The sequence below is a fragment of the Amycolatopsis sp. WAC 01375 genome (assembly GCF_003947325.1).
Lineage (GTDB): Bacteria > Actinomycetota > Actinomycetes > Mycobacteriales > Pseudonocardiaceae > Amycolatopsis.
Genome location: NZ_QHHW01000016.1, coordinates 157,712 through 181,446, shown reverse-complemented (window position 1 = coordinate 181,446; position 23,735 = coordinate 157,712). Strand labels below are relative to the sequence as shown.

Genomic DNA, 23,735 nt, shown 5'->3' with positions numbered 1-23,735 from the left:
TGTGACCGGCGACGGCGAAAACGGCTACGTGTCCTCGATGTGAACGGCCTGGCTCTCCGGCCCGGCGGCCCGCTGAGTGCCCTCGTCTTCGGCGATCTCTTCCGCTCACTCGCCGCGATATGCACGGGCCTGGATTTCGTAAAGCTCGTGGTAGAGGCCTCCTTCCTCGATGAGTTCGGCGTGCGTGCCCTGTTCGATCAGCCGTCCTTTCTCCAGTACCAGGATCCGGTCGGCGGAGCGGATGTTGGCCAGCCGGTGGGTGACCAGGATGGTCGTGCGCCTGCCCGCCCCGGAAACGCTCGCGTGCCGCAGACCGGCGAAGACCCGTGCCTCGGCCTTCGCGTCGAGCGCGGCCGTCGGCTCGTCGGCGACCAGGACGGCGGCGTCGCGGTAGATCCCGCGGGCGATGCCCATCCGCTGCCACTGCCCGCCCGAGAGGTCCTGCCCGTCGTTGAACTTCTTGGACAGCACCGTTCTCTCCTTGGCGGGCAAGGATTCGATCACCTCGTCGGCGCCCGAGGAGATGATCGCGTCGTGCCACGCGGCGCGTTCCGGGTCCTCCCGGCCGAGCCTGCCGACGGTCACGTTGTGCTCCGCCGTCATCGGCCATTCGGCGGGATCCTGGGCGATCACGGCGATATTGGCGTGCACCGACTCGTGATCGGCGTCCGCGAGATCGACGTCGTCCCAGAACACCTTCCCTTCCGAGGGCGGATACAGCCCGGTGAGCAGCTTGCCCAAGGTGGTCTTGCCGGAACCGTTCTCGCCGACGAGGGCGATCACCTCGCCGCGCCGGATGGTCAGCGAAACCTCCCGCAGGGCGGGGTTTTCCTGGCCCGGATAGGTGAAACCGACGTTCTCCAGCCGGATCTCCGCCGGGTCCGGCGGAGCGGCGACGCCGTCCTTCGCCGGGCTGCGTTTCTCGGATTCCACGAGCAGCCGCTGGAAGAAAGCGATGTAGAACGACTCCTCGTACAGGGAATTCACCGCGTGCATCGTGATGGACAGCGAATTCGACGCCGACCGCATGGCGAGCGCGGCCGTCCCGGCGAGGGCGAGCTCCATCTGCCCGGTATAGAGGAGGAGGCCGAGCACCAGATACGCGATGGCGGTGCCCACCCCGGCCGCCGCGCGCCCGGTCAGCCGGACCAGGTTGCTCCGATGCGCGAGCCGGACCTCTTCGCGCATCAGGCTTTCGGTGATCCGCCGGTACTCGTGGAGCAACGGCTCCTGCAAGGTGAGGGCGTGCCGTTCGAGGGCGAAGGTGCGCCAGGTGGCCACCTCCTCGACGATGCCCTTCCGGATGTTCCGGCCGACGGTGTCGAGATAATGCCGGTAGTTCAGCCGCGCGACCTTCGCCGCCGCCCAGCCGTCGGCCACCGCGGCGAGCAGCAGCACCGGCGCGAGCCACGGATTGAGCAAGCCGGCCGCCACCAGCGCGGCGACCAGCGAGATCAGCGCCGAGGTCAGATCCGCGACCCAGCGCAGGCTCATCTCGATCGAGCGGACGCCGTACCGCGCGCCCTGCCTGGCCAGCTCCCGGAAATCGGCGTCCTCGAAGGCCAGCAACCGGACCCGGACCATCGCGGCGGTGACCTCGTCGCCCGCCGAAGTCACGACCCGCGGCCGAAGCGCCCCCTCGACCGCGGCCACCGCGGTGTCGAGCAGGGCGCGCAAGGCGTACGTGCCGACGACGACCAGCAGCGCGGGCAGCGATTCCAGCACCTTGTCCGGCGTCGGCCCGTTCTCCAGCAACGCGATGAACACGTTCGCGGTGGCGAGCAGGCCGAACGCCGTGACACAGCCCGAAAGCAGGTGGACGACGCCGGCGAGCAGGGTCAGCCGCGGCGACGTCCGCCAGGCCAGCCGCAGCACGATGGCCACCGCGGACGGGAGCGTGCGGATGGCCTTGACCATCCCCGCTTCGGCCACGGTCTCGTCGACCGTGGCCCATTCGGGCATCTTCAGGTTCTCGACCCCGATCAGGGGCACGGTCGGTTCGGGCACTCGTCCTTGTCTACGCGCACCCACCGACAATTCCGACCGCCGAGAGGCCGCGGCCGTGCCAAGCCGGCGTTCTCGCGTGACTGGATGGACGACACGTGTGTCTGGCCGGACGACACGCGTGATCCGGCGGACGACACACGTGCGGCAGGGTTTCGCCGCGAGTCGTCCATCCAGTCACGTGAGTCGTCCGCCCAGTCACGTGAGTCGTCCATCCGCGCACCGGCACAGTCGGTCGGCGCACGGGACGAAAGTCCCCTTCACCTGCCCCGGACCGTGAGCTACGCTCTCGCTAGAGCGATCTATCAAATCGCAAGGGGGCGAACATGGAAGCTCTTCGGAACCGGGGACTCACCGCGTTGCGGCTGATTCTGGCCTTCACGCTGCTGTCCACCACGTTGCACTACGCGCACAACGTGATCAGGGCGGCGGACTATCCGCAGGTCGAGGGGATCTCGGTGGGCGTCGCCGCCACCTTGGTCGTCGTCGCCTACGTTCTCTTCACGACGTTCGGCGTGCTCGGCTACCGCGACTACCTGCGCGGACGTTACTGGCGGGCGCTCGCGTTCCTGATGGTCTTTTCGCTGTCCGGGCTGGCGAGCCTCGGCCACTTCCTGGTCGCCGTGCCGCAGATCCCGGCCTTCTGGTTCGCCACGATCTACACCGACACGGCGGCCGCGCTGCTGCTGTGGGCCTTCGTGACCTGGGCGGCGGCGAAGCTCAACCGGGCACCCGTGCCCGCGTGACGGTCATCCGCCGTAAGTGATGCGATGGGGCGCGGCGACCCGGTTGATCTTCGCCGGATCGATCGCCCCATCGGTGAAGACGGCGGGCCCCGCTTCGAACAGGTCCTCCAGGTAGTGCTCCCAGCCGCCGGGAGACGAGATCTGGAGAACCCGAGGCGGTTCGGAAACGCGTCGCAGGGCGTGCGGGACACCGCGCGGCAGCAGGACGAACGTGCCCTTGGTCGCGATGTGGCTCTCGTCGTCGAAATCGATGCCGAGTTCGCCTTCGAGGACATAGATGCACTCGTCGGCCTCGTGGTGCACGTGCCGCGGGATGTCCATGGCGACGGTGACCTCGAGTAGCGAAAACCTCGTCTCGGTGTCCTCGGTCATCGCCTTGACGCTGAACGCGGGCGGCAACGGGACGCGGCCGGGCCGGGCCTCGCCGGGTTTGAGCAGGATGAAGCGGTCCTTCGACATGTTATGCTCTCCTTCATGCGGAAGCGGATTCCGTTTCCACTTAATCGTGAGGGAGGGCGGGTTGTCAACCAAGCCGCGAGCGGACGCGGAGCGCAATCGGGCTCGGGTGGTCGACGCCGCGCGAGTGTTGTTCGCCGAACGCGGGGACGACGTGCAGATGCCGGAAATCGCGCGCGCGGCAGGCGTGGGCGTAGGGACGGTGTACCGGCATTTCCCGGATCGTCAGGCGCTGGTCGAGGCGGCGGCGGAGCACCGGTTCGCGGAGATCGAGCAGTACGCCCGGGCGCACTGCTTCGGGGAGGATTCCGGTCTGGAGCGCTATTTCCGGTATGTCGGCGAGCTGTTGTCCCGCGATCGCGGGCTCACCGCCGCCATCGATTCGGCCCGCGGGCGGCCGGGGAGTGAGCCGCGCGGTACCGCTCGCGAGCGGCTTGAGACCGTGGTCGCCGAGGTCATCGCCCACGATCAGGCCGCTGATCTCCTTCGTTCGGATTGCACGGTCGCCGACGTCTATCTGCTGGTCGGCGCCCTGTCGTCGGTCATCCGCAAAGGTGGCGACTGGGCTCGTTTCCTCGACCTGCTCCGTGACCAACTTTCTACATAACATTGACGGTAGTTAGTGCCATGTAGACAATCGGAAGGGTGACGCGGACCACATCGGTGACGTTCGAACGTCATCCCAGCGGCTACCGGCACTGGAAACTGTCCACCGACGGCGACGTCGCGTGGCTCGAACTCGATGTCGACGCCGACGGGGGTCTCGTACCGGGTTACGAGCTCAAACTCAACTCGTACGACCTCGGCGTCGACATCGAGTTGTACGACGCGACGCAGCGGCTGCGGTTCGAACATCCCGAGGTCCGGGTGGTCATCGTGACCAGCGCGAAGGACAACGTCTTCTGTGCCGGTGCGAACATCCGCATGCTGGCGTCGTCGTCGCACGAATGGAAGGTGAACTTCTGCAAGTTCACCAACGAGACCCGCAACGCGATGGAGGACGCCGCCGCGCACTCCGGGCAGATCTACGTCGCGGCGGTCAACGGCACCTGCGCCGGCGGCGGCTACGAAATCGCGCTCGCCTGCGAGAAGATCCTGCTGGTCGACGACAACTCTTCGACCGTGGCGCTGCCGGAAGTGCCCCTTCTCGGCGTTCTTCCCGGCACCGGCGGGCTCACCAGGGTGGTCGACAAACGCGGCGTGCGGCGGGATCTCGCCGACGTCTTCGCCACTCGCCCCGACGGGGTGAAGGGGCGGACGGCCGTCGACTGGCGGCTGGTCGACGAACTCGTGCCGCGGCAGGGTTTTCGCGAAGCCGTGTTGGCCAGGGCGAAGGACTTCGCGCGGACGATCGAGCGGCTCGACGGCGAAGGCGTCGAACTGAAGCCACTCAAGCATCGTTACGTCGACATAGCCCGCGGCAAGACGGAAGCGACGATCACCGTCAAGGGGCCCGAGGACGACGACGGCTGGCTACTGGACGTCACCCGCGAACTGGACGACGCGATCCTTCGCCTGCGCACCAACGAACCCGGACTCGGCACCTGGGTACTCCGCACCGAAGGCGATCCTGCGAAGGTTCTCGAACACGAGCGAGCCGTGTTCGACGCGAAAGACTGTCTGAACAACGAAATCGTCCACTACTTCAAGCGGACGCTGAAGCGCCTCGACGTCACCAGCCGCAGCCTGATCGCGCTCATCGAACCTGGTAGCTGCTTCGCCGGGCTTCTGCTGGAGCTCGCGCTCGCCGCGGACCGGCAGTACATCTTGGACGGTCCGCCGATCGATGACGAAGAAAGTGAAGAACACGCCTCGATCACGTTGTCCGAAGCCAACTTCGGCCGTTTCCCGATGGGCAACGGCCTGACGCGCCTGGAGTCCCGGTTCTTCGGCGACCCTGGCCACGTCACGAGGCTCGCGGAAGTACGCGACCGGCCACTGAACCCGGCGGAGGCCGACGAACTCGGCCTGGTCACCGACGCCCCGGACGACCTCGATTGGGAGGACGAGATCCGGATCGCGCTGGAAGGACGGGCTTCGCTCAGCCCGGATGCCTTGACCGGAATGGAGGCGAACCACCGGTTCGTCGGCCCCGAGACGCTGGAGAGCAAGATCTTCGGCCGCCTTGCCGCTTGGCAGAACTGGATCTTCACTCGTCCGAACGCATCCGGTCCCGAGGGCGCGTTGCGTCGCTACGGTACTGGTCAGAAGGCCGTCTTCGACAGGAAGCGGGTTTGAACAGCTCATGCCCACCAAGATCGATTACGACGCCAAGATTCCCAACAACGTCGACCTCTCCGGTGATCGGCGGCTCCAGCGGGCGCTGGAGGGCTGGCAGCCGAAATTCCTGAACTGGTGGGGCGAAATGGGCCCCACCCTGCGGACGCGGGGCGTGTACCTGCGCACCGCGGTCAGCGTCGGCCGGGACGGCTGGGCGCATTTCGACCACGTCAACGTGCCCGACTACCGGTGGGGGATCTTCCTCGCGGAGCCGGATCCGGACCGCGTCATCACCTTCGGCGAGCATCAGGGCGAACGGGCGTGGCAGCAGGTGCCCGGCGAGTACCGCGCCGACCTGCAGCGGCTCATCGTCATCCAGGGGGACACCGAACCCGCGTCGGTCGAGCAGCAGAAACTGCTGGGGCTCACCGCGCCGAGCCTCTACGACCTGCGGAACCTCTTCCAGGTCAATGTCGAAGAAGGCCGTCATCTGTGGGCGATGGTGTATCTGCTGCACGCCTACTTCGGCCGCGAAGGTCGTGATGAGGCGGAAGGGTTGCTGCTCCGGAATTCCGGAAGTCCGGACGCCCCGCGGATCCTCGGCGCCTTCAATGAGGAGACCGCGGATTGGCTCGCGTTCTACATGTTCACCTATTTCACCGATCGCGATGGCAAGTACCAGCTCGGCACCCTCAAGGAAAGCGGCTTCGACCCGCTTTCCCGCACTTGTGAATTCATGCTCAAGGAAGAGGCGCACCACATGTTCGTCGGCACCACCGGGGTCGACCGGGTGGTCACCCGCAGTGCCGAACTGATCCGCGAGCACGACACCTTCGACATCGCCGGGCACGGCGGGATCCCACTGGAAGTCATCCAGCGTTACCTCAACTTCCACTACACCGTGTCGCTCGACCTGTTCGGCGGCGAGACCTCGACCAACGCGGCGAACTACTACACCGCCGGGCTTAAAGGCCGCTGGCAGGAGACTCGCCGCAAGGACGACCACAAGCTCACCGACGCCGCCGGAACGCTGTCGAAGCCGAGGGCCGACGGCACCTGGGGGACCGAAGAACTCCCGGCCATCCTGCTGCTGAACCTCGACCTGAGGGAGGAGTACCGCGCCGACTGCCAGACCGGGGTCAACCGCTGGAACAAGATCCTCGACGAGGCCGGGATCGACTTTCGATTCGTCCTCCCGCACCCTGGATTCAATCGCGAAGTCGGCATAAACTCCGGCCACCATGTGACGCCCGACGGCACCGTTGTCGACGAGCGGACCTGGCTGGCCGGCAAACGCAAGTGGCTGCCCACTCCCGAAGACCTGACTTTCGTCCGATCGCTGATGCACCCGGTGTACGAGCGAGGAAAGATCGCGAGCTGGGTGGCGCCGCCACGCCAGGGCATCAACGGGAAACCGTTCGACTATGAATACGTTCACCTGAGCTGAGCGATAGAAGGTGCGCCCGTGACCGCTGCTGCTACCGGGTTCAACGCGGCGAGCTACCTGCTCGACAGGCACCTGGCGGAAGGGCTACCGGCCAAGCAAGCGGTCGTTTCTCCGCGGCGAAGTCTCACGTACGCGGAGCTCGCGGCCGAAACCCGCCGGGTCGCCGCCGGGCTGAAGGCGATCGGCGTCCGCCCGGAGGAGCGGGTCCTGTTCTGCATGGTCGACGACGTCGAGCTGCTCACCGGGATCCTCGGCGCGATGCTGGCCGGAGCGGTCGCGGTGCCGGTGTCCACCATGGTCACCGGGCTCGACCTCGGCAAGATGCTCGCCGATTCGCGGGCACGGGTCCTGTGTGTGTCCGGCGAGTTCGCCGCGCAGGCGACGATCGCGCTCGGGCTGGCGCCGGAGGTCACCGACGTCGTGTTGGACAGGGCAAAGGCGGCCGAACTGCCGTCCGGGGTCCGCGCGCACCAGTGGAGCGATCTGTCCACAGTGGATGATGCCGGTTTCGTGCCGTCTCCCACCTGGGAGGACTCGCCCGCGCTCTGGCTGTACACCTCGGGGACGACGGGCAAGCCGAAGGGTGCGATGCACCGGCACGCGGGTATCCGCGCGGTCTGCGAGACGTATGCGCGCGGCGTGCTGGACATCGGGCCGAACGACCGGTTCCTTTCCGTCCCGAAGCTGTTCTTCGCCTACGGCCTGGGGAATTCGGCGTTCTTCCCGCTCGCGGCGGGCGGGACGGCGCTGCTCGAACCGGCGAGGCCGACCCCGGGGCTGATCGCCGCCAGGGTCCGCAGGGAGCGGCCGACGTTGTTCTTCGCCGTCCCGACCTTCTACGCCGCGCTGCTCGCCGGCGACATCCCCGACGACACGTTCTCCTCGGTGCGCCAAGCGGTTTCGGCGGGGGAACCGTTGCCCGCCGTGTTGTACGAACGATTCCGTGACCGGTTCGGCGTCGAGATCCTCGACGGGATCGGCTCGACGGAGGCGTTGCACATCTTCCTGTCCAACCGGCCGCGTCAGGTCCGCCCCGGCAGCACCGGGATTCCCGTGCCCGGCTACGAGATCGCGCTGCGTGACGAGCACGGGCGCCCCGTGCCGGACGGGGAGCCCGGCGAGCTGTTCGTCGCCGGACCGTCGATCGCGACCGGGTACTGGGCGCGGTACGAGACGACGAAGCAGGTCTTCCAGGGCGAATGGCTGCGGACGGGCGACAGTTTCGTGCGCGACGCCGACGGCAGCTACACCTGTCTCGGGCGGTTCAACGACATGCTGAAACCGGGCGGGATCTGGGTGTCGCCCGCCGAAGTCGAGGACAGGCTGCTGAAACATCCGGCGGTCGCCGAGGTCGCGGTCGTGGCCGCCTTCGACGCCGACGGCATCGAGAAACCGGTCGCGTGCGTCGTCGGCGTGCCGGGGCACCGGCTGGACGCGGACGAGCTGATCGAGTTCTGCCGGGCCGGGCTCGCGTCGTTCAAACGGCCGCGGAGCATCGTCGAGCTGGGCGAACTGCCCAAGACGGCGACCGGGAAGATCCGGCGCAACGTCATCCGGGAACTGGTGCGGGACATGGACGAGGTGCGGGCCTACCAGCCCGATCCCGCCTCACCTCTGCCCGGCTGACCCCCGCAATTCGGCACCTGCTTGCGGTACTTGCGCGTGCAACCATCGCAAGCAGGTGCCGAATTGCGGGGGTGTCAGGCGCCGTTGACGGTGCGCAGGGTTCGCATCGCCTCGGCCAGCGAGTGCGCGTCGTCGCCCAGCGGGGTCAGGACGATGCGCCGCAGGATTTCCGCGCACGCCTCCCGCGCCTTCTCCGCGACGTCGAGGCCGTGGTCGGTGAGGGCCGCGAAGGTGACGCGGCGATCGTCCGGGCTGGGCACGCGGCAGATCAGGTCCGCGGCCACCAGTCTGTCCGCGACCTTGGTGAACCCGCCGCTGGACAGCGCCGCCTCGACGGCCAGCCGCGTCATCGGCATCCGGTGCTCGGGTGACCGGACGAGCCGCAGCAGGATGTCGAACGACGCCGGCGCCAGGCCGAACCGTTCGGCGATCTCGCCCATCAGCTTGTTCTGCGTGGCCAGGTAACCCTCGATCACCAGGCCCCACCACGTGACCACTTCGTCGTCGTTCGGTTCCTCCGATTTCGCCATTGTCACGCGAGCGAGGGTACACCAAGAAGTCTTTCTGGAATATATCTGGCGCGCGAGAGGTTATCGGGCTAGCTTGATTTCATCGGCTACCGGAGGAAGGGGCCACCATGTCGATCAAGACCTCGGGCCTGCACCACGTCACCGCCATCGGTGGCGATCCCCAGCGCAACGTGGATTTCTACACCCGGGCCCTCGGCCTGCGGCTGGTGAAGACCACGGTCAACTTCGATGACCCCGGCACCTTCCACCTTTACTACGGCGACGGCGCGGGCAAGCCCGGCTCGCTGATGACGTTCTTCCCGTGGAGGGACGCGCCGAAGGGCCGTCACGGCACGGGCCAGGCGACCACGACGTCGTTCTCCGTGCCGGAGGCGTCGCTCGGCTGGTGGAAGCGGCACCTCGCCGAAAGCCGTGTCGAGACCAGCCAGATCCGCAACTCCGACGGCGAGGAGATGCTCACCTTCGCCGACCCGGACGGCCTGAAGCTCGCGCTCGTCGCGCATCCGCAGGGCGACCCGCGTGACCCGTGGGACACGAAGCTCGTGCCCGCCGAACACGCGATCCGCGGCCTGCACTCCGTCACGCTCTCGGTGTCCAAAGAGGACGCGACCGCCGGGATGCTGACCGACGGGCTCGGCCTGACCTTCGAACACCAGGAGGGCAACCGCCTGCGGTTCTCCGCCGGTGAAGGCGGCCCCGGCGCGCTCGTCGACGTCCTCGTCACGCCGGACGCCCCGCGCGGGCTGGTGGCGGCGGGCACCGTGCACCACGTCGCCTGGCGCGCGCCGGACGAGCGGACCCAGGCGGCCTGGCGCGACGAGCTGATCGACGACGGCGTGAACGTCACGTCCATTTTGGACCGTCAGTACTTCCGCTCGATCTACTTCCGCGAGCCGGGCGGCACCCTGCTCGAGGTCGCGACCGACGAACCCGGTTTCGCGATCGACGAGCCGCTGCTCGAACTCGGCCGCGCGCTGAAACTGCCGCCGTGGCTGGAGCCCGAGCGCGAAGACATCGAGGCGATGCTCCCGAAGCTCGACCTCCCGAGCGAGAACAACCCGCGATGACGGACCTGGCGCACAAGTACGTCGAAGGGTCGCCCGACGAGCCGGTGCTGCTGCTCCTGCACGGCACCGGCGGCGGGCCGGACGACCTCGTGCCGATCGCCCGGCAGCTGAGCCCGACGTCGGCGCTGCTCGCGCCGGCCGGGCCGGTGTCGGAACACGGCGCGGCCCGGTGGTTCCGCAGGCTGGCAGAGGGCGTTTTCGACCACGAGGACGTCGTCTTCCGCGCGAACCAGCTGGCCGGCTTCGTGCTCTCCTCGCGCGAGGAATACGGCCTCGGCGATCGGCGGCTGGTCGCGATCGGGTTCTCCAACGGCGCCAACATCGCCGCCGCGGTGACCCTGCTCCGGCCGGACGCCGTCGGGGAGGCCGCGCTGTTCGCGGCGATGTCTCCGCTTCCTTCGCCGCCACGTCACGATCTGTCCGGCACGCGGGTGTTCCTGTCGAACGGCGAGCACGATCCGATGGCGCCGCCTGCCTCGGCGGACGCGCTGGTCCGCGACCTGCGCGAGCGCTCCGCGGACGTCGTCGCCCACCGGCATCCCGGCGGGCACCAGATCACCGGCAACGGTTTGGTAGCGGCCGCGGGGTGGCTCAACGGGGGGCGAGGAGAGCAAAGCACGGGTACGTAACATCGTCGGATGACTAACGGGGACCTCGTCCGCGCCCAGGCCCTGCTCGAGAGGGTGCTCCTCGCGGACGGGCACAACGATCTGCCATGGGAGCTGCGGGTCACGACCGGGCCGGATCCGGTCGCGGCCGTGGCGGGCACGGATCTCACGGTCCGCCAGCCGCATCTGCACACCGACTTCCCGAAGCTCGCCGAAGGCAGGCTCGGAATGCAGTTCTGGTCCGTCTACGTGCCTTGCCAGTTCGAGGGGCACAGCGCGGTGACGGCGGTGCTCGAACAGATCGAGATCGTGCACCAGATGGCCGAGCGGTACCCCGATCGCCTCGCCCTCGTGGACACCGCGGACCAGGCCGAAGCCGCCTTCCGCGACGGCAAGATCGCGTCGCTGCTGGGCGCCGAGGGCGGCCACAGCATCGCGGAATCCCTTGGCGTGCTGAGGATTCTGCGCCGCCTCGGCGTCCGCTACATGACGCTGACGCACAACTACAACACCACCTGGGCCGATTCCGGCACCGACGAACCGGCACACGGCGGGCTCACCGAGTTCGGTCGTGACGTGGTCCGCGAGATGAACAAGATCGGCATGCTGGTCGACCTGTCGCACGTCGCGCCGAGCACGATGCGCGCCGCGCTGGAGGTCAGTTCCGCGCCGGTGATCTTCAGCCACTCCTCGTGCCTCGCGGTCAACGACCATCCCCGCAACATCCCCGACGACGTCCTGGAAACCCTGGCCGCCAAGGACGGCGTCGCGATGGTGACGTTCGTGCCGGGCTTCATCTCGCCGAAGGTCGCCGAGTGGGACGACCAGCTGCGCCAGGACATGGAAGCCGCGGGCAAGGACTACCGGAACATCGACCAGCGCACGAAGTTCACCGCGGAGCGAGGCGGGCCCGAGAAGCCGAAGGCGGGCATCGACGACGTCGTCGCGCACATCGAGCACGCGCGCGAAGTGGCCGGAGTCGACCACATCGGACTCGGCGGCGACTACGACGGAGTCGCGACGCTGCCCGAAGGCCTCGAAGACGTTTCGAAGTACCCGGTGCTGTTCGCCGCGCTGCTGGAACGCGGCTGGAGCGAAGAGGACTGCGCGAAACTGGCCGGGAAGAACACCTTGCGCGTGCTGCGCGCGGCGGACGAGGTCACCCGTTCGGACGCTTGAGAGCGCGATCAAGCCCGGTTCGGCGGACACTGTCCGCATGACGCAGCCGCAGGAGGGTGCCGCCGAGGTTCCGGTCAACCCGTCCGACACCGCGGGCGGCGGACGCCACAGCGGTAAGTTCGACGCCGCCCCGAAACTCAAACGGACCAGGGTCAGCGGTACCTGGATCGCCGTCATCGTGGCGTTGATCGTGCTGGTGTTCCTGCTCGTGTTCATCCTGCAGAACCAGGACACGGCCACCGTGCACTTCCTCGGCATGTCCGGCAGCATGCCGCTGGCGGTCGCGATGCTGTTCTCCGTGATCGCCGGCGGCGTGCTGGTCGCGCTCGTCGGCGGCGCCCGGATCCTGCAATTGCGCAAGCAGGCCAAGAAGTCCCGGCATCAGCTGCGCTGAGTGCCTGGTGGGTTCACGCGTTTCGTCGCTTTTGAGCTACGTCTTGAGCTCCGCCGACCGGCGCTGAGGGGCGCCGCGCCGGAAGTCGCTCGGGTTGACGCCGCGCACGCGTTTGAACGCCGCGCTGAACCCGAACGGATCGGAGTAGCCCACGGTGCGGGCGATGTCGGAGATGGTCGCGGATCCCGGACCGGCCAGCAGGTCCGCCGCGAGCGTCATCCGCCAGCGGGTGAGGTAGGTCAGGGGCGGTTCGCCGACCAGGTCGGCGAACCGTTTCGCCAGTGTCGACCGCGAGACCCCGGTCCGCCCGGCCAGCGCGCCGACCGTCCACGGCGCGGCCGGTTCCGCGTGCAGCAGCCGTAACGCGTCGCCGACCACGGGATCCCGCTGCGCGGCCCACCAAGCCGGGGGCCGTCCGCCTGGCCGGTCGAACCATTCGCGCAGTGAGCAGACCAGCAACCAGTCCAGCAGCCGGTCGAGGACCACCTGCTGACCCGGCGCGTCGATGGCGACCTCGGCGGCGAGATGTTCCAGCACGGGGTCGCCCGCGCCCCCGGAGTCCACCCGCAGCACGACGGGCAGCGCGTCGAGCAGCGGGCGGCCGATCTCGCCGCGCACCGGATACGCGCCGACGATCAGGGACGTCTCCCCGCCGGGATCGTCGACCCAGCCGAGACGGTGCCGCGTCCCGCCCTGCTCGGGCGTCGCGCAGTGCTCGCCGCACGCGATCGGCTCGGCCGAGGTGCCGACCTCGTCGACGAAGGTGAAGGTCGAAGGGCCACGCACGATGGCCGACTCGCCCGCGCGCAGCGGCTCGGGCGGACCGTCCTCCGGCACGATCCAGCCCGCCCCGGTGAGTACGGCGCACAGGGTGAGCGGCGCGCCGTCCACGAAGTGCAGCGACCAGGGCGGGGACAGGGTCGAACTGCCGAACAACGAACCGTGGGACCGCACGCCGCGGATCAGGTCACTGAAGACGTCCACCCCGGCGAGGTTAGACGAATACACAGGCGATCCGGCCTTTCACCTATGGGCACGTCCAAGTCCGCCGGGTTGAATCGAGGCCATGCTGACCACTGACGACCTCGAATTCCTTCGCCGCCCCCTGCACGGGTTCCTGACCGTGGCGGGCGGCCCGGTCCGGCCGGTGTGGTTCGAGGCCACCGGCGAAGGCGCGATCCAGCTGTTCACCCCGCGTGACTCGCCCAAGGTCCGGCGGCTGGACGACGATTCCCGCGCCTCGATCATCGTGGCCGCGCCGGTGGGCGAACGCGAACGCTGGGTGTCGGTCGCCGGCCGCGTCACGGTGGAGCCCGGCGGGGCGCACGAACTGGCCGCCCGCCTCGCCGAGCGCTACTGGGACCTCGAAGACCCGGCCCACTCCGGCGAACTCGCCGGGATCCAGAGCCTGGATCTCGTCCGGCTCGTCATCCGGCCGGAGAAGGTGAGCCGTTACCTGATGTGATGATCGACGTCATCCCGAGCAGGATGGCGCAAACGTTTTCGTCGCCCTTGGCGGTGACCCGGTCGCGGTCCGCCGGGTTCCGGGTGCAGAGTCGCCAGAAGGTGTCCGCGTCCGTCGTCACCGAGGCCAGCGGCGAGCGCGACGTCGGCGCGACGCGGTCGAGCGCCCAGCCGTCGGCGGTCCGCTCGGCCGTCCACTTCCCGCCGCCCTGACCGGTCACGGTGTAGCCGACCTGCCTGCCGGCGCGTGCGTCGACGTCACGCAGCGTGTGCGGCAGCGCCCGCATGAAGGTGTCGACCACCGGCCCGCGGAACTCCGAATCGTCGAGCGTCCGCGCGCCAACGGCCTCGCGGATCTGCTGCTGGTGCACCCAGAACTCGGTGTACTCCCGTGCGACGTCGAGCCAGACCGGCGCCGGTTCGCCCCCGGCCCAGCTCACCGGCTCGCCGACGGCTTCGAGGTCGGCGCGGCCCCACATCTCGGCGATCTGAGAAGTGCTGTCCACCAGCATCGCGAACAGCACTTCGGGGGACAGCCGACGGCACGCGACGACCCATTCGTCGTTGATCCGGTCGATGAAGTCCTCGAACCGTTCGCCCTCGCGCGGCGCCGTCGCCCGGTAGTCGTCGCGGTCGCGGGACAGCCTGCCGAGTTTGTCGCCAAGGATGTGGGCGGCGAGATCGTGCACCGTCCAGCCCGTGCACACCGTCGGCGCGGCCCACTGCGCCGCGTCCAGACCGGTGAGCACGTCGAGCAGAGCCTGCTCCTCCCGCGCGAACAGCGGGAGGACGTCGATCGGCGGACCCCAGCGCGTGAAGCTCATGCTCTCCATCCAAACACCCACGTCGATCACAATTTCGGCCATTCGGCCTACTCGCAGGTAGCATCAGCGCGAACGTGAGGGGAGTGCCCGTGAGCAACGAACGACCCGCCGGTGACGACCTGGCCGCTTTCGCCAAACGCGCGGGGCAGCTGGCGGGCTGGGCCGCCCGCACGGGCTTCGAGTTCACTCGCAAACTCCCCGGCGTCGAAATCGCGGAGCAGGTGATCAAACAGGGCGAGCGGCAGCTGCTTTCGGAGCTGCGCCGCCGTCTCGACGAGGTCGACGACCCGTACCACGCCGCGCTCACCGCCGCGTCCGCGATGAACCGGCCCGCCGCCGACGGTGCGCGCCCGGTCGAAGCGACCATCACCCTCGTGCACAGCCGCGCCCAGCTCGAACCGCTCCGCGCGGCGATGGCGGAACTGCTCAACCACTCCATCGGCTTCGGCCGCGAGCGGGCCCGCGAGTACCTCTACGCGATCATCCTGCGGCAGCTCACGCCGGACGAGGCCCGCATCCTTTCCGCGCTTTCCGACGGCTCGCCGTTCCCCGCCGTCGACGTCGCCGAGCGGACCAACCTCGGGGGTGCCGGGCGGTTCGTGCTGCGCAACGCCTCCACCGTCGGCAAGGCCGCCGGGGTGTCGCTGCCCGACCAGGTGCCCGGCTACCTCACCAGGCTGATCGGGCTCGGCCTCGTCGAGCTGGACGAAGAGGTGCCCGCGCTCGAGACGCAGTACGAGATCCTGCTGACCGACGAGACCGTCCGCGAGGCGGAGAAGTCGGTGAAACGGGTCAAGTTCGTCAAACGCACGGTCCATATCTCCCGGCTCGGCGCCCAGTTCTGGCAGGCCTGCGACCCGAGCGCCGGCTGACCTCGGCATGGGTGCGTTCCTCGACGGGATCCTCGCCGACTTCGGACGGCACTGGCCGCTCTACGTCTCCATCCCGATCGTCGCCGCCCTGATCGGCTACACCACCAAACTCGTCGCGATCCGGATGATGTTCCAGCCGGTCGAGTTCGTCGGGATCAAGCCTTTCCTCGGCTGGCAGGGCATCGTGCCCAAACGCGCCGCGCGGATGGCGAGCATCGCCTGCGACACGATGACCGAGCAGCTGATCAAACCGGCGGAGGTCGTCGCCAGGCTCGATCCGCAGAGAATCGCCAAGGAGATCGAAAAACCGCTCCAGGCGGCCGTCGAGGACATCGTGCGCGACGTCGCGGCCCACTACCAGCCGGGGCTCTGGGAATCGCTGCCGGTGAGCGTGCAGCGGCTGGTGATCCAGCGCGTCCAGGCCGAGTCGCCGCGTATGGTCGCGGCCGTGCTGGAGCTGATCAAGTCCGATGTGGACAGTGTGTTCGACCTCAAGGGCATGGTGGTCACCGCACTGGTCAAGGACAAACGGCTGCTGAACCGGATCTTCCAGGAGGCGGGCGACAAGGAGTTCAAGTTCATCGCCCGCTCCGGCATCTTCTTCGGCGGCCTGATCGGCGTGATCCAGATGATCGCGTGGATCCTGTTCAAATTCCCGCTGATCATGCCGCTGTTCGGGCTCTTCACCGGCTGGTTCACCGACTGGCTGGCGCTGCGGATGATCTTCTATCCGATCGAGGAACGCCGGTACTTCGGCGTGCGCTGGCAGGGCCTGTTCCTGAAGCGGCGCGGCGAGGTCGCCGAGGCGTACGGCGCGCTGATCGCGAAGGAGATCATCACCCCGCACAACGTGATCGAGGCGGTGCTGCACGGCCCGCTTTCGGACCGGGTGCTCGGCCTGATCCAGCGCCAGCTCGACGAACAGCTCGGCCGCCGCGTCGGCGTGGGGAAACCGCTGGTGGTGTTCGCCGTCGGCAGCAGGCGGTATCAGGACATGAAGCTGAACATCGCCGAGAAGATCATGGACAAGCTGCCGGACACCATGCGGTACATCGAGGACTACGCGAACGAAGCGATGGACATCCGGAACGTGCTGGTGACCAAGATGAAGGAGCTGTCGCCGCGCGAGTTCGAAGGCCTGCTGCGGCCCGCCTTCCAGCAGGACGAATGGATCCTGATCGCGACCGGCGCCGCCCTCGGCTTCGCCGTCGGTGAGGCGCAGGTCCTCCTTCTGGAGCACTTCGCCGCCTGACCCCCACGTCTGACGCCCCCCCCCGCAATTCGTCACCTACTTGCGAGATTTCGCGTTCGGGGCCATCGCAAGTAGGTGACGAAACGCGAGGGCCCTTCACGACATCCCCACGGACCGGGGCCTGGCATCAACAGCAGCCGGAACCCACATAGGTACCTAAGACACCCTTGGCTCACCCAAAACACTCACGACCCCCTGGCGTCCCGGACCGAACGCGGGAGGGCACGTATCCAGGCGCAGCGACCGCGCACCTGATTGCGGGGGCGTGAAACCGCCCTTACGGGCGAACGAATTCCGGCACTAACGGTGGTACACCGGTTCGCCCGTCCGGTCTAAGGTGCTCGGTGCACAAAGCCTTGGGGAGGGCGCACATGGCCGACGCGGGGAGTCCGTGGCCGCAGGAGATCCGGCTGGCGATGACCATGGTGGGCGGGGCGAGCCTCGCGGTCTGGATGGGCGGGGTCGCCACCGAGACCTCACATCTGCTCCAGGCGTCGAGAACGGCGGAAGCCGAAGGGCCGTACCGCGCACTGCTCGATCTGCTCAACGCCACCGTCTCGCTCGACGTGCTCACCGGCACGAGCGCGGGCGGCATCAACGCGGCGTGTCTCGGGCTGGCCGAGGCGTTCCGGTCGAGCCCGCAGGTGCTGCGTGACACGTGGATCAGCACGGGCTCGCTCGACAACCTGATCCGCGATCCCGGCGAGAAGGAACCGCGTTCGCTGCTCGACGGCGACAAGGTGCTGCTCGGTGACTTGAAGGACGCGCTGCACCGGATCACCGACAAGGCGACGGTGAAACCCGACTGCCCGGACATCACCGTCCTGCTCACCGGCACGATGATCGACGGCGAGACGACCAGGTTCGACGACGCGCTCGGCAACCTGGTGCGGGACACCGAACACCGTCTCCTGTTCCGCTTTGACGGTCCTTTGTGGACGGATGACGTGGTCGGCCCGCTCGCGCTCGCGGCCCGGTCCACCGCGTCGTTCCCCGGCGCCTTCGAACTTTCCAGGATGCCGATCGGCGAGAAGACCGGCCCGTTGCATCCGGACATGACCAGGTACACCGACGTCACGCGGTCGCATTGGCTGACCGACGGCGGGGTGCTGCTGAACAAGCCGTTGCGCCCGGCCCTGCGGGAGATCTTCGAACGGCAGTCGCATTCGGACGTCCGGCGGTTGCTGCTGTACGTGGTGCCGACGGCGGAACGCGAGGCCGAGCGGGTCCCGGTCGATCCGGAGCGGCCGCCGTTGCTGGGCAGCGCGATGAGCAAGGTCGTCGGCACCGTGCTGAGCCAGACGATCAGCGCCGAACTCGAGGATCTGACGCGGCACAACGACGCCGTCGTCCGTACCAGGGGAACCCGGGTCTCCCTTGCCGCGATGGGGGTTCGCGGCGGTCCGGAGACGCTGGTCGACCAGCGGCTGATGAACGACTACCGCGATCGGCGGGTGCAGGAGGACGCCACCGCGCTGGTCCGCGACGCGACCCGCGGGCTCTCACTGTCCGATGTGGAGGATCAGGGCCGTCAGTGGGCGTCCGGGACGGCGGCGCAGCTGCGCGCGGCCGCGGCGGCCGGGCTGCGCGACGGCCTGCCTGCCGAGCCACCGAAGGACACCTGCGAACTCGACGATCTGATCGCCTTCCGCACCACCGCGCTCGACGATTCGGTGGCCACCGGACTGCAACTGGTGAACGCGGGTTTCCGGCTCGATCCGTCACCCGAGCAGGCGGTCCAGCTCAACCGTTGCCGCGTGCTGCTGCACGAGGCGCGGCACAAGGCCGCGCGGGGGAAACGGCTCACGGGCTGGGTCGCCGAACAGGATCCACCGGCGGCAGACGCCACGCTGGCGGCCTGGATCGAGGGGCTGGCCAAGGAATGGGCCGCGCTCGGCCGCGCGGACACGCTGAAGGAGGCGTGGCCGCTCGTGGTCGCCGCGCTCCGGCAGGCGACGCCGATCCTTTTGCCGTTGGCGCAGGCGAAACCCGACACCGAAGCCGCCGACACGGTCAGCACGCTGCTGGCGTGGACGGGGCTCACCACGGACGAAACGAGCGCCAGCGACGCGATCGTCACCTCGCGGCTGGTGCGCCTGCACATCGCGACCAGGGGACTGCTCGCGCAGCCGCCGTCGGTCGACCAGCGGGTGGATCTCGTCCAGGTGAGCGCGGATTCACGGACTCTGCTGGACATGAAGCGACGCCGTTCGTGGGACAAGCTCACCGGTATGCAGGCCGACTACTTCGGCGCTTTCTACAAGGCTTCCTGGCGTGCGAACGACTGGATGTGGGGCCGGGTCGACGGCGCGGGCTGGCTGGTCCAGTGCCTGCTCGACCCGAAGCGCCTGCGGCTGCTGCGTGACGTCGTCGGACGGGAGGCGTTCCGGACGCAGGTGCGGGACACCTTCGAGAAGATCGGCTGGCGGCAACCGGGGACCGAAGACGGGCTGTCGCAAGAGGAAGCAGACGCCCTGCGCGGGCAATTGGCCGAGGAGCTGGCTTTCCTCGGTCTCGACGGTGAGCTCGCCGACGTGGAAGCCGAAGCCGCCCTGCCGATCAGCATGCCGGTGACGGCGATGGTGCTCGCCAGGGTCCGGCAGCTGGAGATCGCGCGCGAGGAGCTGCCCTGCGTCGGACTCCACTGTGGACACGATGTGAAGACGGCCAAGGGGAACGGGAAACCGTCGGAACGGTTCCGGCGCCTGATCGAGAACGAGCCGGAAACCGACGAGCAGACCCAGCGCGCGTTCCAGGCGTGCCAGGTCTCCGGCGAACGGTTCGAACACGAACGCGGGACGATGCTGCTGACGAAGACCCTGGTCAAGGCCGGTGCCGCCGGGCTCAACGCGGCCGCGGGGGCGACACGGGTGCCGAAGTCGGTCCAGCCCGCCGCGACCTTCGCCAAGGCCGCCGGCCGCAGCGCGTGGTGGATCACGCGCGGGGCGGCCACCCTGCCGTCACCGTGGAACGTGCTCGCCGCGATGATCACCGTGCTGGCCGGGTTCGTCATCGGCGGGCAGGGCGGCCCCGTCCTGCAGTGGGTCGGCGTGCCGGTTGCCGCGGGCGCCATCGTGTTCCTGGTGGTCAGCCTGATGACGTTGCGCAAGACGTGGCGGATGGTGCTCACGGTGCTCGGCGTGCTGGTGGGGGCCGCGCTGCTGTTCGCCGCGTTCCTGCCACCCGTCCGCGAGCCGCTGTTCGGCTGGCTCGGCGACGTCGTCGCGGGCTGGCGGCGCGGCGAGGCGCCGGTCTGGTGGCTGGTCGTCTGCCTGCTGCTCGTCCTGCCCGCCGTCTGGACGCCGATCGGTTCCGTCTTCCGGGGGCGTGCACGCCGCAAATAGCCCTCTTCTTGCGGCAACAGGGGCCCGAATCGCGCCCTGACCCTGCGACGAAGTGGTAACGGTTGGTATCGTCACATGCAGTGAGACCGCACCGTGGCGGCCTTACCCACAAGTGCTGCGCTTCAAACGTTACCGTTACCTTTGTCACGTGTGTTTCAGGGTTGTTGCAGGTAGCCGCGTTGCCGCCGCCCCGCTGATCTGACCGCGCCTGAATCCTCCGGTACGTTTCTTGGACATGTCCGGAAAGCACTTGATCGAAAACCCGACCAAGGCGGACGGTGCCGCGCTCTGGAGAATCGCCCGCGATTCGAAGAAGCTCGATCTCAACACGCCTTACGCCTATTTGCTGTGGTGCCACGATTTCGCCGACACCTCGGTCGTCGCGAGAGTCGACGGTACCCCGGTCGGCTTCGTGATCGGGTATCGCAAGCAGGACACCGGCTTCGTGTGGCAGGTCGCGGTCGACGCGTCCCAGCGAGGAAAAGGCCTGGCCGGAGCCCTGCTCGACGAGCTGTTCAGCCGTCTGGCCGCCCAGGGCGTGCGGTACCTCGAAACGACGATCACCCCGGACAACGAGGCTTCGATCCGGTTGTTCGCCTCGTTCGCCAAGCGGTGGGATGCCACCGTGGAACGCCAGGAGCTGTTCTCCGCGGCGGATTTCCCGGCCGAGGAAGGAACGCATGAGCAGGAGGACCTGTACCGAATCGGTCCGCTCAGCAGTCAATAGAACGTAAATCCGGGGATCTCAGGGAGAAAGAAATCGTGATGAGCATTTTCGAGGAGCTCGAATCCGAAGTTCGCAGTTACAGCCGCGGTTGGCCCGTGGTGTTCGACAGGGCGCAGGGGAGCTACCTGTACGACGAGGACGGCAAGGCCTATCTCGACTTCTTCGCCGGCGCCGGCGCGCTCAACTACGGGCACAACAACCCCGCGCTGAAGCGGGCGCTGATCGACTACATCGCCCGTGACGGCGTGACGCACGCGCTCGACATGTTCACCGTGGCCAAGCGGGACTTCCTCCAGACGTTCAAGGAGAAGATCCTTCAGCCGCGCGAGCTCGACTACAAGGTCGTCTTCCCCGGCCCCGGTGGCGCGAACGCCGTCGAGGCCGCGCTGAAGCTCGCCCGCAAGGTGACCGGCAAGGAATCGGTCATCAACTTCACCAACGCCTTCCACGGGATGACGCTGGGCGCCCTCTCGGTGACCGGTAACTCGATGAAGCGCGGCGGCGCGGGTGTCCCGCTGGTGCACGCCACCCCGATGCCGTACGACAACTACTTCGACGGCTCCATCCCGGACTTCCTCTACTTCGAGAAGCTGCTCGAAGACTCCGGCAGCGGCCTGAACGAGCCCGCCGCCGTGATCGTCGAGGGCGTGCAGGGCGAGGGCGGCATCAACGCCGCGCGCGTCGAATGGCTCAAGGCGCTCGACGAACTGTGCAAGAAGCACGGCATCCTGCTGATCCTCGACGACGTCCAGATGGGCTGCGGCCGCACCGGCCCGTTCTTCAGCTTCGAGGACGCGGGCATCAAACCCGACATCGTCTGCCTCTCGAAGTCCATCGGCGGCTACGGCATCCCGATGGCGCTGACGCTGATCCGCCCGGACCTCGACGTCTGGGAGCCGGGTGAGCACAACGGCACCTTCCGCGGCATCAGCCCGGCGTTCGTCACCGCGACCGAGGCGATGCGCGTCTACTGGAGCGACGACGAGCTGGAGAAGTCGACCAAGGCCAAGGGCGAGCGCGTCGCCGCCGCCTTCCAGGGCATCGTCGAGGCGTACCCGGACGCGAACCTGTTCGCGAAGGGCCGCGGCCTCGCCCGGGGCATCGAGTTCGCCAACGGCGACCTCGCGGGCAAGGTCTGCGCCGCCGCGTTCGAGCGCGGGCTGCTGATGGAGACCTCCGGCCCCGACGGCGAGGTCATGAAGGTCCTCCCGCCGCTCACCCTGACGGACGACGAGCTCACGAAGGGCCTCGCGATCATCGACGAGGCCGTCTCCGCCGTCCTCACCTGACCCGACCTGACCGCCCACAACCAGGAACGAGAAGGAGTTTTCCGTTGCTTGTCAGAACACTCGACGAGGTCACCGACACCGACGCCGACATCAAGACCCCGAACTGGCGCAGCAAGCGCATCGTGCTGGCCAAGGAGGGCGTCGGCTTCTCGGTGCACGAGACCACGCTGTACGCCGGGACGGTCAACGACTTCTGGTACGCGAACCACATCGAAGCGGTGTTCATCACCTCCGGTGAAGGCGAGCTGGAGAACACCGCGACCGGCGAGGTCTTCCAGCTGAAGCCGGGCACGTTGTACCTGCTCAACGACCACGACAAGCACCAGGTCCGGCCCAAGACCGAGATCAAGTGCGTCTGCGTGTTCAACCCGCCCATCACCGGCCGCGAGGTCCACGACGAAAACGGCGTGTACCCGCTCGTCACCGAACCCTAGAAATCGCTCGAGGAGGCGACTGCATTGACGCTGACCGACACCCGAGTCGACGACAGTTACCCGACCCGCATCACGGGTAAGCCCGAACATCTGCCCAGGACGCACCCCACCGTCTGGGGCGGCGAGGCCGACGGTCCCCTGGACGCGGCCACTCTCGCCAACCACGAAACGCGTGGTTACACCGTCGTCGACCAGTTGCTGTCGCCTGGCGAGGTCCAGACGTACTGGCAGGAACTCGTCCGGATGTCCTCCGGCGACCACAGCGGCGACGAGCGCGTCATCACCGAGGCCAAGACCGGTGAGGTCCGCTCCATCTTCGACGTCCACGAGACCAGCGAGCTGATCGCGGAACTCGTCCGCGACCCGCGCGTCCTCGACCGGGCCCGGCAGATCCTCGGCTCCGAGGTCTACATCCATCAGAGCCGCGTGAACTACATGCCCGGCTTCAAGGGCACCGGGTTCTACTGGCACTCGGACTTCGAGACCTGGCACGCCGAAGACGGCATGCCCGCGCCGCGCGCGGTCAGCTGCTCCATCGCGCTCACCGACAACTACCCGTTCAACGGCGGGCTGATGGTGATGCCGGGTTCGCAGCGGAGCTTCGTGCAGTGCGCCGGGGAAACCCCGGAGGACAACTACAAGAGTTCGCTGAAAGAGCAGCGGGTCGGTGTGCCTCGCGAAGAGGACATCACCACACTCGCCGCCGAATACGGGATCGACCAATTCACCGGACAGGCCGGTTCGGCGCTCTGGTTCGATTCGAACGTGATGCACGGTTCGTCGAACAACATCACGCCGTACCCGCGGTCGAACATCTTCCTCGTGTTCAACAGCGTCGAAAACGCGCTGCGGGAGCCGTTCGCCGCGATCGAACCGCGTCCGGCGTTCATCGCCGGCCGCGACTCGACTCCGCTGTCGCGCTGACGAAACCGCAGGTGGCGAAGGCCATGACGGGGCGCCTGTAGCCGTCGGTGTGCGCCCTGTTACGTTGTCGCCACGTGAGCGGGCCAGTGGGCTCGCTCACGTAGGTGTTGTCGACGGCCGAACGGGTTCTTCGCTCGGGGTGAGCCCACCCGGACGGACGTGGACGCCGATGTCCGGTGTGGGTCGCGCCCCCAGGCGGCCCAAATCGGACATCCCCCGGCTCCGTGCCATCAGATCGGGACTGATGGCACGGAGCCTTTTCATTTCCTCGGCGGTCTCCCCTCACGCGACGCGCCCAATGTGGCATTGGGGACGCTCAACGTCCCCA

The 23,735-nt window shown here is 68.0% G+C and carries 22 protein-coding genes; 17 read left to right on the top strand and 5 right to left on the bottom strand.

Annotation, left to right across the window (positions count from 1 at the left end; genetic code table 11):
- Positions 1-105: 105 nt before the first annotated feature.
- Positions 106-2,007, bottom strand: coding sequence for an ABC transporter ATP-binding protein (locus tag DL991_RS07250; protein ID WP_199746728.1), 1,902 nt, complete (start codon positions 2,005-2,007; stop codon positions 106-108).
- Positions 2,008-2,330: 323 nt separating this feature from the next.
- On the opposite strand from DL991_RS07250, the gene DL991_RS07245 reads away from it, so the two are divergent.
- Positions 2,331-2,750, top strand: coding sequence for a hypothetical protein (locus tag DL991_RS07245; protein ID WP_125782240.1), 420 nt, complete (start codon positions 2,331-2,333; stop codon positions 2,748-2,750).
- Positions 2,751-2,753: 3 nt separating this feature from the next.
- Here DL991_RS07245 and DL991_RS07240 read toward each other — a convergent pair whose 3' ends face one another.
- Entirely contained in the window at positions 2,754-3,209 is a 456-nt protein-coding gene (locus tag DL991_RS07240; RefSeq protein WP_125782238.1) for a cupin domain-containing protein, read from the bottom strand.
- 61 nt (positions 3,210-3,270) lie between these two features.
- Between DL991_RS07240 and DL991_RS07235 the strand changes: the two genes are divergently transcribed.
- From DL991_RS07235 to DL991_RS07220, 4 genes are read left to right on the top strand one after another with little or no spacing between them, the layout of a single operon-like run.
- A complete protein-coding gene (locus tag DL991_RS07235) occupies positions 3,271-3,813 on the top strand; it encodes a TetR/AcrR family transcriptional regulator (RefSeq protein WP_233598698.1) in 543 nt (180 codons plus the stop codon).
- Between the two features lie 38 nt (positions 3,814-3,851).
- The gene (gene boxC / locus DL991_RS07230) at positions 3,852-5,444 is read left to right on the top strand and encodes a 2,3-epoxybenzoyl-CoA dihydrolase (protein WP_125782236.1); all 1,593 of its coding nucleotides are present in this window, start codon (positions 3,852-3,854) and stop codon (positions 5,442-5,444) included.
- A 7-nt stretch (positions 5,445-5,451) separates the two neighbouring features.
- Positions 5,452-6,873, top strand: a complete 1,422-nt coding sequence (gene boxB, locus DL991_RS07225; RefSeq protein ID WP_125782234.1) for a benzoyl-CoA 2,3-epoxidase subunit BoxB — start codon at positions 5,452-5,454, stop codon at positions 6,871-6,873.
- Positions 6,874-6,891: 18 nt separating this feature from the next.
- The gene (locus DL991_RS07220; RefSeq protein ID WP_125782232.1) at positions 6,892-8,499 is read left to right on the top strand and encodes a benzoate-CoA ligase family protein; all 1,608 of its coding nucleotides are present in this window, start codon (positions 6,892-6,894) and stop codon (positions 8,497-8,499) included.
- Between the two features lie 74 nt (positions 8,500-8,573).
- Here the strand turns inward: DL991_RS07220 and DL991_RS07215 are convergent, their stop codons facing one another.
- A complete protein-coding gene (locus tag DL991_RS07215) occupies positions 8,574-9,029 on the bottom strand; it encodes a MarR family winged helix-turn-helix transcriptional regulator (protein ID WP_125782299.1) in 456 nt (151 codons plus the stop codon).
- Between the two features lie 107 nt (positions 9,030-9,136).
- Here DL991_RS07215 and DL991_RS07210 point away from each other — a divergent pair, with 107 nt between their 5' ends.
- From DL991_RS07210 to DL991_RS07195, 4 genes are read left to right on the top strand one after another with little or no spacing between them, the layout of a single operon-like run.
- A complete protein-coding gene (locus DL991_RS07210; RefSeq protein WP_125782230.1) occupies positions 9,137-10,096 on the top strand; it encodes a ring-cleaving dioxygenase in 960 nt (319 codons plus the stop codon).
- Positions 10,093-10,725, top strand: a complete 633-nt coding sequence (locus tag DL991_RS07205; RefSeq protein WP_125782228.1) for an alpha/beta hydrolase — start codon at positions 10,093-10,095, stop codon at positions 10,723-10,725. Before DL991_RS07210 ends, DL991_RS07205 begins: the two co-directional genes overlap by 4 nt.
- Before the next feature lie 9 nt (positions 10,726-10,734).
- Positions 10,735-11,883 carry a dipeptidase gene (locus tag DL991_RS07200; RefSeq protein ID WP_125782226.1) on the top strand — a complete coding sequence of 383 codons (1,149 nt, stop codon included), beginning with the start codon at positions 10,735-10,737 and terminating at the stop codon, positions 11,881-11,883.
- 37 nt (positions 11,884-11,920) lie between these two features.
- Positions 11,921-12,277: a lipopolysaccharide assembly LapA domain-containing protein gene (locus DL991_RS07195; RefSeq protein ID WP_125782224.1), complete on the top strand. Its 357-nt coding sequence runs from the start codon at positions 11,921-11,923 to the stop codon at positions 12,275-12,277.
- Between the two features lie 36 nt (positions 12,278-12,313).
- Here the strand turns inward: DL991_RS07195 and DL991_RS07190 are convergent, their stop codons facing one another.
- The gene (locus DL991_RS07190; RefSeq protein ID WP_125782223.1) at positions 12,314-13,261 is read right to left on the bottom strand and encodes an AraC family transcriptional regulator; all 948 of its coding nucleotides are present in this window, start codon (positions 13,259-13,261) and stop codon (positions 12,314-12,316) included.
- An 82-nt stretch (positions 13,262-13,343) separates the two neighbouring features.
- On the opposite strand from DL991_RS07190, the gene DL991_RS07185 reads away from it, so the two are divergent.
- On the top strand, positions 13,344-13,742 hold the full coding sequence (locus DL991_RS07185; RefSeq protein WP_125782221.1) for a pyridoxamine 5'-phosphate oxidase family protein: 399 nt from the start codon (positions 13,344-13,346) through the stop codon (positions 13,740-13,742).
- Here the strand turns inward: DL991_RS07185 and DL991_RS07180 are convergent.
- Entirely contained in the window at positions 13,705-14,574 is an 870-nt protein-coding gene (locus DL991_RS07180; protein ID WP_125782219.1) for a maleylpyruvate isomerase family mycothiol-dependent enzyme, read from the bottom strand. The genes DL991_RS07185 and DL991_RS07180 overlap by 38 nt on opposite strands.
- A gap of 80 nt (positions 14,575-14,654) precedes the next feature.
- On the opposite strand from DL991_RS07180, the gene DL991_RS07175 reads away from it, so the two are divergent.
- From DL991_RS07175 to thpD, 7 genes are all read left to right on the top strand, one after another.
- Entirely contained in the window at positions 14,655-15,437 is a 783-nt protein-coding gene (locus DL991_RS07175; protein ID WP_125782217.1) for an Abi-alpha family protein, read from the top strand.
- Between the two features lie 7 nt (positions 15,438-15,444).
- A complete protein-coding gene (locus DL991_RS07170) occupies positions 15,445-16,689 on the top strand; it encodes a DUF445 domain-containing protein (protein WP_125782215.1) in 1,245 nt (414 codons plus the stop codon).
- 371 nt (positions 16,690-17,060) lie between these two features.
- Entirely contained in the window at positions 17,061-20,033 is a 2,973-nt protein-coding gene (locus tag DL991_RS07165) for a patatin-like protein (RefSeq protein WP_125782213.1), read from the top strand.
- Between the two features lie 235 nt (positions 20,034-20,268).
- Entirely contained in the window at positions 20,269-20,760 is a 492-nt protein-coding gene (ectA, locus tag DL991_RS07160) for a diaminobutyrate acetyltransferase (protein WP_125782211.1), read from the top strand.
- A 38-nt stretch (positions 20,761-20,798) separates the two neighbouring features.
- Positions 20,799-22,049, top strand: coding sequence for a diaminobutyrate--2-oxoglutarate transaminase (ectB, locus tag DL991_RS07155; protein ID WP_125782210.1), 1,251 nt, complete (start codon positions 20,799-20,801; stop codon positions 22,047-22,049).
- Between the two features lie 44 nt (positions 22,050-22,093).
- Positions 22,094-22,483 carry an ectoine synthase gene (locus tag DL991_RS07150; protein ID WP_007033454.1) on the top strand — a complete coding sequence of 130 codons (390 nt, stop codon included), beginning with the start codon at positions 22,094-22,096 and terminating at the stop codon, positions 22,481-22,483.
- A 24-nt stretch (positions 22,484-22,507) separates the two neighbouring features.
- Complete coding sequence (gene thpD / locus DL991_RS07145) at positions 22,508-23,407, top strand: ectoine hydroxylase (RefSeq protein WP_125782208.1); 900 nt, start codon at positions 22,508-22,510, stop codon at positions 23,405-23,407.
- Positions 23,408-23,735 lie beyond the last annotated feature (328 nt).

What these genes read in the sequence shown, in the direction of transcription:
- DL991_RS07245 (WP_125782240.1), top strand. Translation starts at nt 2,331, where the DNA reads ATGGAAGCTCTTCGGAACCGGGGACTCACCGCGTTGCGGCTGATTCTG.
- DL991_RS07240 (WP_125782238.1), bottom strand. Translation starts at nt 3,209, where the DNA reads ATGTCGAAGGACCGCTTCATCCTGCTCAAACCCGGCGAGGCCCGGCCC.
- boxB (WP_125782234.1), top strand. Translation starts at nt 5,452, where the DNA reads ATGCCCACCAAGATCGATTACGACGCCAAGATTCCCAACAACGTCGAC.
- DL991_RS07215 (WP_125782299.1), bottom strand. Translation starts at nt 9,029, where the DNA reads ATGGCGAAATCGGAGGAACCGAACGACGACGAAGTGGTCACGTGGTGG.
- DL991_RS07210 (WP_125782230.1), top strand. Translation starts at nt 9,137, where the DNA reads ATGTCGATCAAGACCTCGGGCCTGCACCACGTCACCGCCATCGGTGGC.
- DL991_RS07205 (WP_125782228.1), top strand. Translation starts at nt 10,093, where the DNA reads ATGACGGACCTGGCGCACAAGTACGTCGAAGGGTCGCCCGACGAGCCG.
- DL991_RS07200 (WP_125782226.1), top strand. Translation starts at nt 10,735, where the DNA reads ATGACTAACGGGGACCTCGTCCGCGCCCAGGCCCTGCTCGAGAGGGTG.
- DL991_RS07195 (WP_125782224.1), top strand. Translation starts at nt 11,921, where the DNA reads ATGACGCAGCCGCAGGAGGGTGCCGCCGAGGTTCCGGTCAACCCGTCC.
- DL991_RS07185 (WP_125782221.1), top strand. Translation starts at nt 13,344, where the DNA reads ATGCTGACCACTGACGACCTCGAATTCCTTCGCCGCCCCCTGCACGGG.
- DL991_RS07180 (WP_125782219.1), bottom strand. Translation starts at nt 14,574, where the DNA reads ATGGAGAGCATGAGCTTCACGCGCTGGGGTCCGCCGATCGACGTCCTC.
- DL991_RS07170 (WP_125782215.1), top strand. Translation starts at nt 15,445, where the DNA reads ATGGGTGCGTTCCTCGACGGGATCCTCGCCGACTTCGGACGGCACTGG.
- DL991_RS07165 (WP_125782213.1), top strand. Translation starts at nt 17,061, where the DNA reads ATGGCCGACGCGGGGAGTCCGTGGCCGCAGGAGATCCGGCTGGCGATG.
- ectA (WP_125782211.1), top strand. Translation starts at nt 20,269, where the DNA reads ATGTCCGGAAAGCACTTGATCGAAAACCCGACCAAGGCGGACGGTGCC.
- ectB (WP_125782210.1), top strand. Translation starts at nt 20,799, where the DNA reads ATGAGCATTTTCGAGGAGCTCGAATCCGAAGTTCGCAGTTACAGCCGC.